Source organism: Novosphingobium gossypii (assembly GCF_050433305.1).
GTDB lineage: Bacteria > Pseudomonadota > Alphaproteobacteria > Sphingomonadales > Sphingomonadaceae > Novosphingobium > Novosphingobium gossypii.
In genome coordinates this window covers 1,108,011-1,122,388 of record NZ_JBNPXM010000001.1, presented here as the reverse complement: position 1 = coordinate 1,122,388, position 14,378 = coordinate 1,108,011, and the positions used below count along the sequence as shown (strand labels likewise).

At 65.9% G+C, this 14,378-nt stretch carries 12 protein-coding genes; 9 read left to right on the top strand and 3 right to left on the bottom strand.

Going from position 1 to position 14,378, the window contains the following annotated elements; translation table 11 throughout:
- Positions 1-152 (bottom strand): flagellin N-terminal helical domain-containing protein (locus GGR40_RS05630; protein ID WP_459077263.1); only part of this gene is annotated, 152 nt, incomplete at its 3' end.
- Positions 153-325: 173 nt separating this feature from the next.
- Here GGR40_RS05630 and GGR40_RS05625 point away from each other — a divergent pair.
- On the top strand, positions 326-1,270 hold the full coding sequence (locus GGR40_RS05625) for a DUF808 domain-containing protein (RefSeq protein ID WP_429275181.1): 945 nt from the start codon (positions 326-328) through the stop codon (positions 1,268-1,270).
- Between the two features lie 35 nt (positions 1,271-1,305).
- Here GGR40_RS05625 and GGR40_RS05620 read toward each other — a convergent pair whose 3' ends face one another.
- On the bottom strand, positions 1,306-2,718 hold the full coding sequence (locus GGR40_RS05620) for a glutamate ligase domain-containing protein (RefSeq protein ID WP_429275180.1): 1,413 nt from the start codon (positions 2,716-2,718) through the stop codon (positions 1,306-1,308).
- An 81-nt stretch (positions 2,719-2,799) separates the two neighbouring features.
- On the opposite strand from GGR40_RS05620, the gene GGR40_RS05615 reads away from it, so the two are divergent.
- The 5 genes from GGR40_RS05615 (at position 2,800) to dnaN (ending at position 7,392) form a co-directional block, all read left to right on the top strand.
- Positions 2,800-3,609: an LD-carboxypeptidase gene (locus GGR40_RS05615; RefSeq protein ID WP_429275179.1), complete on the top strand. Its 810-nt coding sequence runs from the start codon at positions 2,800-2,802 to the stop codon at positions 3,607-3,609.
- Between the two features lie 45 nt (positions 3,610-3,654).
- Positions 3,655-4,182 carry a VOC family protein gene (locus GGR40_RS05610; protein WP_429275178.1) on the top strand — a complete coding sequence of 176 codons (528 nt, stop codon included), beginning with the start codon at positions 3,655-3,657 and terminating at the stop codon, positions 4,180-4,182.
- Positions 4,183-4,288: 106 nt separating this feature from the next.
- Entirely contained in the window at positions 4,289-5,224 is a 936-nt protein-coding gene (gene fabD / locus GGR40_RS05605; protein WP_429275177.1) for an ACP S-malonyltransferase, read from the top strand.
- 78 nt (positions 5,225-5,302) lie between these two features.
- A complete protein-coding gene (gene fabG, locus GGR40_RS05600; protein WP_429275176.1) occupies positions 5,303-6,067 on the top strand; it encodes a 3-oxoacyl-[acyl-carrier-protein] reductase in 765 nt (254 codons plus the stop codon).
- Positions 6,068-6,273: 206 nt separating this feature from the next.
- Complete coding sequence (gene dnaN / locus GGR40_RS05595) at positions 6,274-7,392, top strand: DNA polymerase III subunit beta (RefSeq protein ID WP_429275175.1); 1,119 nt, start codon at positions 6,274-6,276, stop codon at positions 7,390-7,392.
- A 69-nt stretch (positions 7,393-7,461) separates the two neighbouring features.
- Here the strand turns inward: dnaN and GGR40_RS05590 are convergent, their stop codons facing one another.
- Complete coding sequence (locus GGR40_RS05590) at positions 7,462-8,796, bottom strand: FAD-dependent oxidoreductase (protein WP_429275174.1); 1,335 nt, start codon at positions 8,794-8,796, stop codon at positions 7,462-7,464.
- 190 nt (positions 8,797-8,986) lie between these two features.
- Between GGR40_RS05590 and GGR40_RS05585 the strand changes: the two genes are divergently transcribed.
- From GGR40_RS05585 to GGR40_RS05575, 3 genes are all read left to right on the top strand, one after another.
- A complete protein-coding gene (locus GGR40_RS05585) occupies positions 8,987-11,716 on the top strand; it encodes an EAL domain-containing protein (RefSeq protein ID WP_429275173.1) in 2,730 nt (909 codons plus the stop codon).
- 111 nt (positions 11,717-11,827) lie between these two features.
- Positions 11,828-13,630, top strand: a complete 1,803-nt coding sequence (gene lepA, locus GGR40_RS05580; RefSeq protein ID WP_429275172.1) for a translation elongation factor 4 — start codon at positions 11,828-11,830, stop codon at positions 13,628-13,630.
- Positions 13,631-13,873: 243 nt separating this feature from the next.
- Positions 13,874-14,374: a helix-turn-helix transcriptional regulator gene (locus GGR40_RS05575; RefSeq protein ID WP_429275171.1), complete on the top strand. Its 501-nt coding sequence runs from the start codon at positions 13,874-13,876 to the stop codon at positions 14,372-14,374.
- Positions 14,375-14,378: the final 4 nt, after the last annotated feature.

Sequence of the window (14,378 nt, the reverse complement as noted above, 5' to 3'; positions counted from 1 at the left end):
GTCGAGATCGCCAGACCCGCCGCGTCGTCCTTGGCCGAGTTGATGCGCTTGCCGGTCGACAGGCGCTCCATCGCCGTGCCCAGCATCTTGTTGGCCGAATTGGAAGCGTTCGAAGCGCGGATCGCGCTGATGTTGGTGTTGATGACAGACATGTGTTGAACCCCGGTAAGCCTATCGAGCGGCCCCGGAAGTGGAGCGCTCTTCACATGTCCAGAAGAACGGCCGGGAGCGGGAGCTTTTAAGTCAGTTCCGCTTTCGCTTGATCGTACTTCGTTCAACCTGCATTGCTTGCGCATCTTCGCATCTGCAAACAAAAGGAATTGTAATGCCTTCCGGCCTTGTCGCCCTGCTAGACGACGTTTCGGTCATCGCCCGCGCTGCCGCCGCATCCCTCGACGACGTGGGGGCGGGCGTCGCCAAGGCGGGCACCAAGGCTGCAGGCGTGGTGATCGACGATGCGGCGGTGACGCCGGGCTATGTCACCGGCTTCACGCCGGACCGCGAACTGCCGATCATCTGGAAGATCACCAAGGGCAGCCTGTTCAACAAGCTGGTGATCCTGCTGCCGATCGCGCTGCTGCTCAGCACGTTCCTGCCGCAGGCGATCACGCCGATCCTGATGCTGGGCGGCCTGTACCTGGCGTTCGAAGGCGCGGAGAAGGTGCTGGAAAAGCTGGGCGGCGCCAAGCACGGCGAAACGCTGGAAGACCCGATCGAGGACGCCGCCACGTTCGAGAAGACCCGCGTTTCGGGCGCCGTGCGCACCGACCTCATCCTCTCGGCGGAGATCATGGCGATCGCGCTGGCCGAAGTCGGCGACGAGACTCTGCTGGCCCGCGCGGTCACGCTGGCGCTGGTGGGCATCGCGATCACCATCGCCGTCTATGGCGCAGTGGCGCTGATCGTGAAGATGGACGATGTTGGGCTGCACCTGACGGAAAAGCCCGGCGCCAGTGCGCAGGCGCTGGGACGCGGGCTGCTGAAGGCGATGCCGGTGGTGCTCAAGCTGCTGGGCAGCGTGGGCACCGTGGCGATGCTGTGGGTCGGCGGCGGGATCATCCTGCACGGGCTTGAGGAACTGGGCGTGCCGGCGCCCGCGCATGTCGCGCACGACATCCAGCACGTGCTGGCGGACGCGACCGGGCCGCTGGGGCCGGTATTCGGCTGGCTGGGCTATGCAGCCGCTTCGGCCGTGGTCGGGCTGGTGCTGGGAGCGGTGGTGGCAGTGATCGTTCACCTGATCGCCAAGGCCCGCGGCAAGGGGCACTGATAAACCCCTCGTCCCGGACCGGGGCGAGAACGGCGTCAGGGCAGGGCGGCCAGCACCTCGCGCGCGAAGACCGTCAGGGTGTCGTCGCGCGCGCCCATGATGACCACGCGGTCGCCGGGTCGGGCCAGTTCAGCGATGCGCTTGCCGCAGTCCGCGCGGGCGGGAATGTATTCCGCCTTGCCGCCGTGGCTTTCGATCAGGCGCACGATCCGTTCGCTGCCTTCGCTGCGATCCACGGTGCCGCCGAAGTAGGCCGGATCGCACAGGATCGTCACGTCGTTCGGCTCAAGCTGGGTGGCCAGCACTTGCGCCAGTTCCGCTCCCATCTGCCGCAGCGGGCCATAGCCGTGCGGCTGGAAGAACGCGATCACCCGCCCCGGATGCGCCTTCAGCGTCGCCAGCGTGGCCGATACCTTGTCGGGATTGTGCCCGAAGTCGTCGATCACCGTGATCCCGGAAGGCGAGGTGCCGACGATGTCGAACCGCCGGGCCAGCCCTTCGAAGCTGCCCAGCGCGGCGACGGCATCCGCCACGGCCACCCCGGCGGCGCTGGCGGCGGCGATGGCGGCCAGCGCGTTGTAGAGGTTGTGCCGTCCGGGCACCTTGAGCCGCAGGTCGTGCGCGGTGCCGTCGCGCTGGTCGAGGATGGTGGCGAACAGCGAAGTCGGCCCCTCGACGATGTCGTGCGCGCCGATCTGCGCGTCGGGGGACGTGATCCCGAACGTTACCAGCGCGCGGGCGCGGTGGGCCAGCGCGGCAGTCTCGGCATCGTCGAGATTGATCGCGGAAACGTCGGCGCGGGCAAGGAAATCGCCGAAGAGGTCGCGCAGTTCCTCAAGGCTCTTGTGATCGAGGCTGACGTTGCCCAGCACCGCAACCTTGGGCTGGTAGAGCGCGATGGAGCCGTCGCTCTCGTCCACTTCGGAAACGAAGGCATCCCCTGCGCCCACGCGCGCGCTGGCGAAGGGGGCGTCCGGCGCGACGAAGTTCTTCATCACCGCGCCGTTCATGATCGTGGGGTCGCGGCCTGCTGCGGTCATGATCCAGCCGGTCATGCCGGTGACGGTGGACTTGCCCGAGGTGCCGCCGATGGCCACACCGAAGGGCGCGGCGTTGAACAGCGTCGCCAGCAGCTGCGCGCGGCTCATGCGCGGGCAGCCGAGTTCGCGGGCGCGCACCACTTCGGGTACGGTATCCTCCACCGCCGCCGAGGCCACCAGCGTCTGCCGCTCCGAAATCACACCGCTGCCGTCCTGCGGGAACAGCCGGAAGCCCAGCGATTCGAGCCAGCCGAACTTCTCCGCGCCATGGCCCTGATCGCGGCTGCGGTCCGAGCCGCCGATCTCGGCGCCGTGGCCTTTGAGGATCAGGGCCAGCGGCAACATGCCGGAGCCGCCGATGCCGCAGAAGAACCAGGGGTGGGCGGTCAGGTCGGTCGCGTCGTTCATGGTGCCAGCCGTATGCAACCTTGCCCTGCGTGACAACCTCCCTGCCGTGACAACCGTGATGGGGCGCGATAGGTACGCGGCATGACCCGTATCGCCGTATGCGCACCGTCCACCCCGATCACGCCCGAGGATGCGGAGGCCGTCCGAGCGCTGGCCGCGGCGGAGTTTCCCGGTCTGGAACTGGTGATACACGACCAGTGCTTTGCGGTGGACGGGCATTTCGCCGGATCGGACGACCGGCGGCTGGAGGCACTGCTGGAATGCGCCAACGAGCCTGCATTCGATGCCGTCTGGTTCGCGCGCGGCGGCTACGGCGCCTGCCGGATCGCCGAAAGCGCGCTGGCCCGGATGAACCGCGCGGCGGGGCAGAAGACGTACCTTGGCTATTCCGACGCGGGTTACCTGCTGGGCGGCCTCTATCGCGAGCGTATCGGCAGGCCGGTGCATGGCCCGATGCTGGCCGATGTGCGGCGCAGCGGCGGGGCAGATGCCGTGCGGCGGGCGCTGGGCTTTCTGGCGGGGGAGCGGGAGGGGCTTGAACCCTCGCTGGGGAACGACCGCCACCCCGTGGTCGCCTTTAACCTGATGACGCTGGCGATGCTGGGCGGCACGCGGCTGATGCCCGGCCTCGCCAACCATGTGGTGATGGTGGAGGAGGTGTCCGAGTACCTCTACGCCGTCGACCGCCTGTTCTTCAACGCCACCGCGCATCTGGGCGGCATCGCCGGGCTGCGGCTGGGCCGGGTCAGCGACGTGCCGGACAACGACCGCCCCTTTGGTGCCGACGCGCTGGAGATTGCGCAATACTGGTGCCGGCGCCACGCCATCCCGTTCCTGGGCGCCGCGGACATCGGCCACGATGCCGCCAACAAGATAGTTCCCTTCGGCTGACGGACGGGGCACTCTTCCCGCCAAAGACAACGGGAGAGTTTCAGCATGGCCGCCTTGCCGATCCGCCAGATCGCCTATTTCGTGCCCGACGTGCGCGCCGCAGCGCGCGCCCATGCCGCCGCCTTCGGGTCCGGCCCCTATTTTGTGGCCGACAGCATACCGCTCACCCGCGCGGTGCATCGCGGGGTGGAACGGCAGCTGGACCACTCCAGCGCCTATGGCCAGTGGGGCGAGGTGATGATCGAGTTCTGCCAGCAGAACAATCCCGGCCCATCCGCCTTTCACGACCTGTACCCGGAAGGCGCCGGCGGGCAGGGGCTGCACCACGTCGCACTGTTCGTCGACGATCTGGACGAGGCGGTAGCCGGGTTCGTCGGGCAGGGGCACGAACTGGCGCTGGATGCCGCGATGACGGATGGGTTCCGCTATGTTTTCGTCGATACGCTCGCCACTTACGGCCACATGCTCGAACTGTACGAACCGCGTGAGAGCCTCGTCGGCTTCTACGATTACGTGCGGCGCAAGGCGGGCGACTTTTCCAAGGGCGTCACCGTCGATATCGCTTTAGGGTGACCGGGGGCTTGCCCTTGGCGGCGAAGGTCAATAACGCCCCGCGCCACAATCGTTTTTAACGCGGCGTGTGGCTTTGCCCGCCGCCATGAACAGGAGCTACGCAACGATGCGTGCATTCGTTTTCCCCGGTCAGGGCAGCCAGAAGGTCGGCATGGGCGCCGAACTCGCTGCGGCCAGCGCCGTCGCGCGTGAAGTGTTCCAGGAGGTCGACGATGCACTCGGCCAGAACCTGCTGCGCATCATGACCGATGGTCCCGAAGACCAGCTGCTCCTGACCGAGAACGCCCAGCCCGCGATCATGGCCAACGCCATTGCCGTGCTGCGCGTGCTGGAGAAGGAAGGCGGCATCGCCCTGGCCGACAAGGCGGACTTCGTCGCCGGGCACTCGCTGGGCGAATATACCGCGCTGTGCGCCGCAGGGGCGTTCAGCCTCGCCGACACCGCGCGCCTGCTGAAGCTGCGCGGCCAGTCGATGCAGGCCGCCGTGCCGCTCGGCGTAGGCGCCATGGCTGCACTGCTGGGCGCCGACATCGAGAAGGCCACCGCGCTTGCCGAACAGGCCGCCGAAGGTCAGGTGTGCGCCGTCGCCAACGACAACGATCCCACGCAGGTCGTCATCTCGGGCCACAGGGAAGCGATCGAGCGCGCCATCGCGCTGGTCAAGGACCACGGCATCAAGCGCGGTATCGCGCTGCCGGTCTCCGCGCCCTTCCACTGCCCGCTGATGCAGCCCGCCGCCGACGCCATGGCCGAGGCGCTGGCCGCCACCGCTCCGGGGCCACTGCGCGTGGCGCTGTTCGCCAACGTCACCGCCGCCGTCGTCACTGACCCGGCCGAAGTCCAGCGCCTGCTGGTCGAACAGGTCACCGGCCGCGTCCGCTGGCGCGAAAGCGCGATCGCCATGCGCGAGGCCGGCGTGGAGCGCTTCGTCGAGATCGGCGGCAAGGTCGTCGGCCCGATGATCAAGCGTTCGGCAGGCGAAGTGGACGTCACCGCCGCCACCTCGATGGCCGAGATCGAGGAACTGGCCAAGAGCCTCTAATGCTTGCCCCCCGGGCTTGACCCGGGGCGGCTGGCCGTCTGATGAAGCATCGCCGGGATGGCGATCTAGGAGTTTCCCATGTTCAACCTCAACGGAATGACTGCCCTGGTGACCGGTGCGAGCGGGGGGATCGGTTCGTCTGTGGCCCGCGCGCTTGCCGCGCAGGGTTGCCGTCTGGCGATTTCCGGTTCCAACGCCGACAAGCTGCGCGCCTTCCGCGACGAGCTTGACGAGCACACCCCGCAGCACGTTCAGGAGCACGATCACGTCGCCATCGCCTGCAACCTCGGCGACGCCGAGCAGGTCGAGAAGCTGGTGCCCGCCGCGCTCGAATCGCTGGGCAAGATCGACATCCTCGTCAACAATGCCGGCATCACGCGCGATAATCTGGCGATGCGCATGAAGGACGAGGAGTGGGATCAGGTGATCCGCATCAACCTTGAATCCACCTTCCGCCTGATGCGCGCGGTCACCAAGCCGATGATGAAGGCCCGCTTCGGCCGCATCGTCAACGTGACATCGGTGGTCGGCACCACCGGCAACCCCGGCCAGATGAACTACTGCGCGGCCAAGGGCGGCATCACCGCCATGTCCAAGAGCCTGGCGCAGGAACTGGCCTCCCGCGGCGTGACCGTGAACTGCATCGCGCCCGGTTTCATCCGCACCGCGATGACCGACGTGCTGCCCGAAGCGCAGAAGGACGCGCTCAACGGCCGCATCCCGATGGGCCGCATGGGCGAAGGCGACGACATCGCCGCCGCCGCCGTCTTCCTCGCCAGCCGGGAAGCGGGCTACGTCACCGGCCAGACCCTGCACGTCAACGGCGGCATGGTGATGGTGTGATCTGATGCAACCGCCGTCCCGGGCGTGATCCGGGGCGGCGGCGGCCTCCGGGGAATGAAAGACGGACAAACCCCCGATTTATCCCCAGATTCGCGGTTTTGCGGACATATCCAGCTTGCCGCGCCCCGGACTCCCGTTAGAGATAGGCGTCCGAACTTGAGGGATACCCGTATCCCGTGCCCGACCAAGGGGGACTTGAGGCTGTCATGAAGGCCACTATTGAACGTTCCACGCTGCTGCGCTGCCTTTCCCACGTGCAGTCGGTCGTCGAGCGCCGCAATACCATTCCGATCCTCTCCAACGTCCTGATCGAGGCCGCCGCCGGCGGTTCGCTTCGGATCATGGCGACCGACCTCGACTTGCAGGTCGTGGAAACGCTGGGCGCCGTCTCGGTGGAGCAGGCGGGCGCGATCACGGTTTCAGCGCACCTGCTGTTCGACATCGCGCGCAAGCTGCCCGAAGGCAGCCAGGTCAGCCTCGATTCGGCAGACAACCGCATGGTCGTGAAGGCCGGACGCAGCCGCTTCCAGCTGCCCACGCTGCCGCGCGACGACTTCCCGATGATCGCGGAAGGCGAACTGCCCACCAGCTTCGAGGTTCCGGCAGCCACGCTGGCCCAGCTGATCGACCGCACCCGCTTCGCGATCTCCACCGAAGAAACGCGCTACTACCTCAACGGCATCTTCCTGCACGTCAGCGACGAGGAACTGAAGGCCGCCGCCACCGACGGCCACCGTCTGGCGCGCTTCACTATCGCCCGCCCGGACGGTTCGGAAGGCATGCCGGACGTGATCGTGCCGCGCAAATGCGTGGGCGAACTGCGCAAGCTGCTGGAAGAGGCGCTGGACACAAACGTCCTCGTCGACCTGTCCGCCAGCAAGATCCGCTTCACGCTCGGCGGCGAACACGGCGTAGTGCTGACCAGCAAGCTGATCGACGGCACGTTCCCCGATTACACCCGCGTCATCCCGACCGGGAACGACAAGCTGCTCAAGGTCGATCCCAAGACCTTCTTCCAGGGCGTGGACCGCGTGGCGACGATCGCCACCGAAAAGACCCGCGCCGTGAAGATGGCGCTCGATACCGACCGCGTCACGCTTTCGGTCACCTCGCCCGACAACGGCACGGCGGCTGAGGAAGTGCCCGCGCAGTATGCGTCGGACGGGTTCGAGATCGGCTTCAACGCCAACTATCTCAAGGACATCCTTGGCCAGATCGATGGCGACACGGTAGAACTGCACCTTGCCGACGCCGCCGCGCCGACGCTGATCCGTCAGGACGAAAAGAGCCCCGCGCTCTACGTGCTGATGCCGATGCGCGTCTGACCGGACGGTACGGAACACAGGAAAAGGCCGGGGCGCAAACCCCGGCCTTTTTTCATTCAGGCAACCGCATCAGGTGCGGGCGGCGGCTTCTATCATGCGTTCCACCGCCACGAACTTCTCACGCGGGGAGCCGTTGCGGGCGGCGGCGACTTCGGCCTCCTCGATCTTCTGCCAGTCGGTGAACTTTACCACCTTCAGGTCGCGTTCCTCCGCCATAGCATCGAACCCGGCGCGCCCGGACTTGCCGAGGTTGTCGGGAAGGTCGGAAGCCACCTTGTCGATCACCGAAAAGCCGTCGGGCCGGTTGGAGCCGATGGTGCCGGTCGGCCCGCGCCGCGCCCAGCCTACGCAGTAGAGGCCGGGGCGAATGCGCCCGTCGACGTTGGCGAAGCGACCGCCCTGTTCATCATAGGGAATGTCCGGAATCGGCGTCGCCTGATACCCGATGCACGAGACGACGAGGCCAGCCGGGATGCGATAGAGTTCTCCAGTGCCCGCCGCCTTCGGGCCGCCGGGTCCGGTTTCCAGCCGCGTGCGTTCGACTTCGACGGCTTCCACCCGACCATCGATGCCCAGGATCGCGTGCGGCGCGGCAAGGAAGTCGAACTCGATCACGACTTCCTCGGCATCGGCCTCGTCCCGGTCAGGGGCAGGGCCGATGGCGAAGCCGCGCAGGTAGGCCAGCGACTTGCGCAAGTTGACGTCGAGCGGGGCGTCGGCCTCCACCGGCGGCAGGTCGGCGGGATCGACCACGGGGTGGGAACGGCGCAGGGCGGCAAGCTCGGCCAGTTCCTTGGGCGTCATCGCGATCTGATGCGGCCCGCGCCGTCCAAGGATGACGATGCGGCGCACGGAAGAGCGTGCGAACGTGGCAAGTGCATGGGCCACGATGTCCGTGCCCTCGAACTCTTCGGGGGATTTCGCCAGCAGCCGCGCGACGTCCAGCGCGACATTGCCATTGCCGATGACCACGGCGGTATCGGCATCCAGCTGCGGGTGCAGGTCGGCGAACTGCGGGTGGCCGTTGTACCAGCCGACGAAGGCCGCCGATCCGAAGACGTTGCCGAGGTTGGCGCCCGGTATGTCCAGGGCGCGGTCGGCGGGCGCGCCGGTCGCCAGGATAACGGCGTCGTAAAGGCCCTGAAGCTCCGCAACTGATAGGTCGCGGCCCAGCTTCACGTTCCCCACGAACCGCACGTTGCTGTTCAGCGCTGTGCTTTCATAGCGGTCGGCAACGGATTTGATGTGCTGATGATCGGGCGCGACCCCGCTGCGGATCAGGCCGAACGGCACCGGCAGGGCATCGAAGATATCGACGCGAACGTGATCGCCCCATTGCTTGAGTGCCGCTTCGGCTGTGTAATAACCCGCCGGACCCGATCCGACGATGGCGATATGGCGCATGGCTATGTCTCCCGTCATAGGCCGGCTGCCGGTCCCGGACTGCGGATCGATCGCCGGTCTGGTGGACAGGCAATCATGACCGGGCAGCGCTATCAAGTAAAATGCGCCAGAGGGCCGATCGTTGCCCCGAATGTGCTGTGCGGCTCGGCGCTTAACGCTTTCGCAAGACGGCCGACGCCATGGTGCGGCCATGGCAAATCCGGCTGTACGAGGAGAACGACGGGCGGCGCGCGCGAGCGCCGGAAGCAGGGCTGTGCCCGCCGCAGACGGAGCCGAGGCCAACGCGGTGAGCGCCGAATCGGCGGCTGTTCCGGCGACGTCGCCGTTTGCCGGGTTCGCCCGCTGGCGCACCCGATCCGATGCCGGCGACTGCCTGCACTATTTCGTTTCGCGCCGCTGGATGCTGATGGCGCCGGTCATGCTGGTCTGTGCCGGGCTGATGGGGCTGGTGTCCCGCACGCTGCCCGATATTGCCTCCGCGTTTTGCGTGGCGGCGGGCATGGCGCTGGCGCTGGCCGGCGGTTCGCTTGCCCGAATCGAGCGCGGCATCGCGCCCGAAGGGTGGCAGCGCTATCCGCTGCTGGGGGTCGCGGTGGTGATGCCGATGGCGCTGTTCGGATCCGGCACGGCACGCTGGACGAACCTGCACCCCGGCCTGGGGTGGGAGATTACGGCCAACGTCTTCGTCATCGTCGTCTTGCTCGCGACGGCGCTTCTGGAAAGCCGCCTGACATCAATCATCGCAGCGACGATTGGCCTGTGGGGCGGGGCCGCGGTTCAGCAGGGGTCGGTGACATCCATCCTGCTGCTGACCATCGGCGGGATCATCGGCCTGCTGGTTGCGATACGGCAGGCGGGCAGCGTGGCAACGCAATCGCTTGATCATGCCGAGCGCGAGCGGGAACAGCGCCGCGCCGAACAGTTGCTGCACGAATACGAGCAGACCGGGCAGGGCTGGTTCTGGGAAACGGACAGGCAGGGCCGCGTGACGTATGTCACCGAATCGATCGCCGCTCTGCTGGGTGGCAGCGCCGCCGAACTTGCAGGGCAGCCCTTCACCGGCATGTTCCGGCTGGCGGCAGGCGGCCAGCAGGGCGAACGCACGCTGGTGTTCCACCTCAACACGCGCTCCTCGTTCCAGGATCTGGGGGTGCGCGCGGCCACGAACGAGGCGGAGGAGCGCTGGTGGTCGATCTCGGGCCGCCCCGTGCTGGACCAGTTCAACAACTTCATGGGCTTTCGCGGCTCGGGCACGGACCTGACCGAGAAGCGCCGTTCGCAGGCGCACGTCACCCAGCTGGCACGCTTCGATTCGCTGACCAAGCTGGCGAACCGGTTCCAGATGTCGGAGTGGCTGGAGAAGATCCTCACCAGTCCGCGCATCGAAACGCGTGCCTGCGCGGTATTCCTGCTCGACCTCGACCGGTTCAAGCAGGTCAACGACACGATGGGACACCCGGCGGGCGATGCCCTGCTCAAGCAGGTGGCCGAGCGGCTGAACAGCACCGTCGGCGATCGCGGGCGCGTGGGCCGTCTGGGTGGCGACGAGTTTCAGGTCATCCTGCACGGTGTCCAAAACCGCGAAGGGCTGGCGCATCTGGCCCGCCGCATCATCGAAAACCTCTCGCAACCGTATACAATAGAGGGCGCGCGCGTGGTCATCGGCGCGTCCGTGGGCATCGCGCTGTGCCCGGACGACGGGATGACCGCCGACGCCCTGATCCGCAACGCCGACCTTGCGCTTTATGCGGCGAAGGGCGGCGGGCGCGGGCGGCATCACTTTTACGACGAAGACCTGCATTCCGATGCCAAGGAACGCCAGCAGCTGGAGCAGGACTTGCGCGATGCCATCGCCAACGGCGCGCTGGAACTGCATTATCAGCCGCAGGTGCGCACCACGAGCGAGGCGATCACCGGGTTCGAAGCGCTGCTGCGCTGGAACCATCCGGTCCACGGCTACATCTCTCCGGCCAAGTTCGTGCCGGTGGCGGAAGAAACCGGGCTGGTTGCACAGATCGGCGAATGGGCCCTGCGCACGGCCTGTGCCGATCTGGCGACATGGCCCGAGGAAGTGCGCGTGGCCGTCAACGTCTCGCCCCTGCAGTTCGCGAACGCGGCGCTGCCTGCCATCGTCACCAGCGCCATTGCGGCGGCGGGCATCGCCCCATCGCGGCTGGAGCTGGAGATCACCGAAAGCGTGTTCCTGGGCGATGACAAGACCACCGAGACGATGTTCTCGGCGCTCAAGAACCTGGGCGTGCGTCTGGCGCTGGACGATTTCGGGACGGGCTATTCCTCGCTCGGCTACCTGAAGAAGGCGCCGTTCGACAAGATCAAGATCGACCAGAGTTTCGTGCGCGGCGCCACCATCCAGGGCAGCCGCAATGGCGCGATCATCTCGTCCATCGTCAGCCTGGCCGAGGCGCTGGGCATGGAGACGACGGCGGAAGGCGTCGAGACGATGGACGAGCTGGACCTCGTCCGCATGCTCGGCTGCAGCCACGTTCAGGGCTTCATCTACGAACGCCCGCTGAGCGCGCAGGGAGTGACGGCGAAGCTGGCGGACGGACTGGTCGCAGTGGCGAAAGGCCCGCGCTCGGCCCGAGCCAGCCGCCAGACGATGCTGCGCAAGGTGGTGCTGGAGCACGGCCCACACAGCTACGATGGCACCATCCGCAACATCTCGCAGAGCGGCGCCATGATCGAAGGGCTGTGGAACGTGCCGGTAGGGACTACGTTCGGGGTGCATCTGTCGGAAGGCTATGTCGTGATGGCGCAGACGCGCTGGTGCAAGGAGGACCGCATGGGCCTTGAATTCGCACAGTCTCTTGAGCTTGATGACGCGGGCGCAGTGCTGTTCTCGGCAGCGCGGGCACGGCGGGAAAGGGCGGACAATACGCCCCTTCGGCGCACCGCCTGACGGCACCGCGCGCTCTGACAAGGCGAATTGCCACACGGATGCTCCATTTTTCGCATTTTCCGTCGTCGCGGGTGATTTCACACCGGCTCAAAATGCTCTAACGGCGCTGCCATGACCGAACTCGCGCAGATCCGTAACTTCAGCATCATTGCCCATATCGACCATGGCAAGTCGACTCTCGCCGACCGTCTGATCCAGACCACCGGCGGCCTGTCCGAGCGCGAGATGAGCGCCCAGGTGCTCGACAACATGGACATCGAGAAGGAACGCGGCATTACCATCAAGGCGCAGACCGTGCGCCTGAACTATACCGCGTCCGATGGCGTGACGTATGAACTGAACCTCATGGACACGCCGGGCCACGTCGACTTCGCCTATGAAGTCAGCCGCAGTCTGGCGGCCTGCGAAGGCGCGCTGCTGGTGGTGGACGCGGCGCAGGGCGTGGAAGCGCAGACACTGGCCAACGTCTACCAGTCGATCGAGCACGACCATGAAATCGTGCCTGTCATCAACAAGATCGACCTGCCCGCCGCCGAACCCGAAAAGGTCCGCAACGAGATCGAGGAAGTGATCGGTATCGACGCTTCCGAGGCGGTCATGGCCAGCGCCAAGTCGGGTATCGGCATCACCGAAGTGCTGGAAGCGGTGGTGAAGAAGATCCCGCCGCCCAAGGGTGAGCGCGACAAGCCGCTGAAGGCGATGCTGGTAGATTCGTGGTACGACCCGTATCTGGGCGTGGTCATCCTGGTGCGCGTCATCGACGGCGTGATCAGGAAGGGGCTCAACGTCAAGTTCATGCAGGGCGGCACCGAACACCTGATCGACCGCGTCGGCTGCTTCACGCCCAAGCGCATCGATCTGCCCGAACTCGGCCCCGGCGAAATCGGCTTTATCACCGCGCAGATCAAGGAAGTGGAGCAGGCCAAGGTCGGTGACACCATCACCACCGTGAAGCAGGGCGCCACGCAGGCGCTGCCGGGCTACAAGGAAGTGCAGCCGGTGGTGTTCTGCGGCCTGTTCCCGGTCGATGCGAACGACTTCGAAAAGCTGCGCGAATCGATCGGCAAGCTGCGCCTCAACGATGCCTCGTTCAGCTTCGAGATGGAATCGAGCGCGGCGCTGGGTTTCGGTTTCCGGTGCGGGTTCCTCGGCCTGCTGCACCTGGAGATCATCCAGGAGCGCCTGAGCCGCGAGTACGACCTGGACCTCATCACCACGGCGCCCTCGGTGGTCTATCGCCTGACGATGACCGACGGCACCGTGAAGGAACTGCACAATCCCGCCGACATGCCCGATCCAGTGAAGATCGCGGACATGGAAGAGCCGTGGATCAAGGCCATCATCTATACGCCTGACGAATACCTCGGCTCGATCCTCAAGCTGTGCCAGGACCGGCGCGGCATCCAGAAGGATCTGACCTATGTCGGCGGCCGCGCGCAGGTGACGTACGAACTGCCGCTCAACGAAGTGGTGTTCGATTTCTACGATCGCCTGAAGTCGATCAGCCGCGGCTATGCCAGCTTCGATTACGAGCAGATCGGCCTTCAGGAAGGCGACCTCGTGATGATGAACATCCTTGTGAACAACGAGCCGGTCGATGCGCTGTCGATGATCGTCCATCGCAGCCAGGCCGAGCCGCGTGGTCGCCAGCTGGTCGAGCGGTTGAAGGAACTGATCCCGCGCCACATGTTCAAGGTGCCGATCCAGGCGGCCATCGGCGCCAAGGTGATCGCCCGCGAAACCATCAGCGCCATGCGCAAGGACGTGACCGCGAAGTGCTATGGCGGCGACATCAGCCGCAAGAAGAAGCTGCTCGACAAGCAGAAGGAAGGCAAGAAGCGCATGCGCGAATATGGGAACGTCCAGATTCCGCAGGAGGCTTTCATCGCCGCCCTGCGCATGGGCGAGGAATAATCGTCCTTCCCGTTCATACCGGATCAGCAGAACGCCTCGGGATATTCCCGGGGCGTTCTTGTTTGGCTATTTCATCCATATTGAACGTTTTGATTGATAAAATTTAGCTAACCGGAGTTATGGTTGCTATAGATGCATGTCATTGATTACATTCGATGCTGATGCGTGATGGCTTTCCGGCAGGCTATGATTGACGATAATTCCAAGGCACAGGGATCTCTGCGCGCACACAGCGAAACCCTCATGCGCGTCCTGCCCGGACTGACGCCGAAACAGCACGAAGTGCTGCGCTACGTCTCCGAGAATCGCACCAGCAAGGAAATCGCCTGGGAACTGGGCATCTCCGAAAGCGCGGTCAACCAGCGCATCGAAGGCGTGCGGATCCGCACCGGTTCGCCGCCGCGGGCGGAACTGGCGCGCGCCTATCGACAGTACCTCCTGGACCTGGATGCAGCCTGTAATCCGATACCAGATAAGATTCCTCAGGTTCCTGAAACCCCGCTCGAACCGCCACTGACGGTGCAGGACGACCGGGCAGTGGGCCTCGCTCTCTCGGATGCCGTGACGTACACCGTCACTGCTCCGTGGCAGCGGGATGCCTACTTCCCGGTGGTCCCGGAGGTGCTCGACGGGGCAAATGCCGGGCTGAGCCGGACTGCGGCCATGATCGCCATAGCTGGGGGGATCCTGCTGGTGGCGATGGTCGGTCTGGGTGTGGTCCGGGCGCTTGCAGACCTGGTCTGACGGC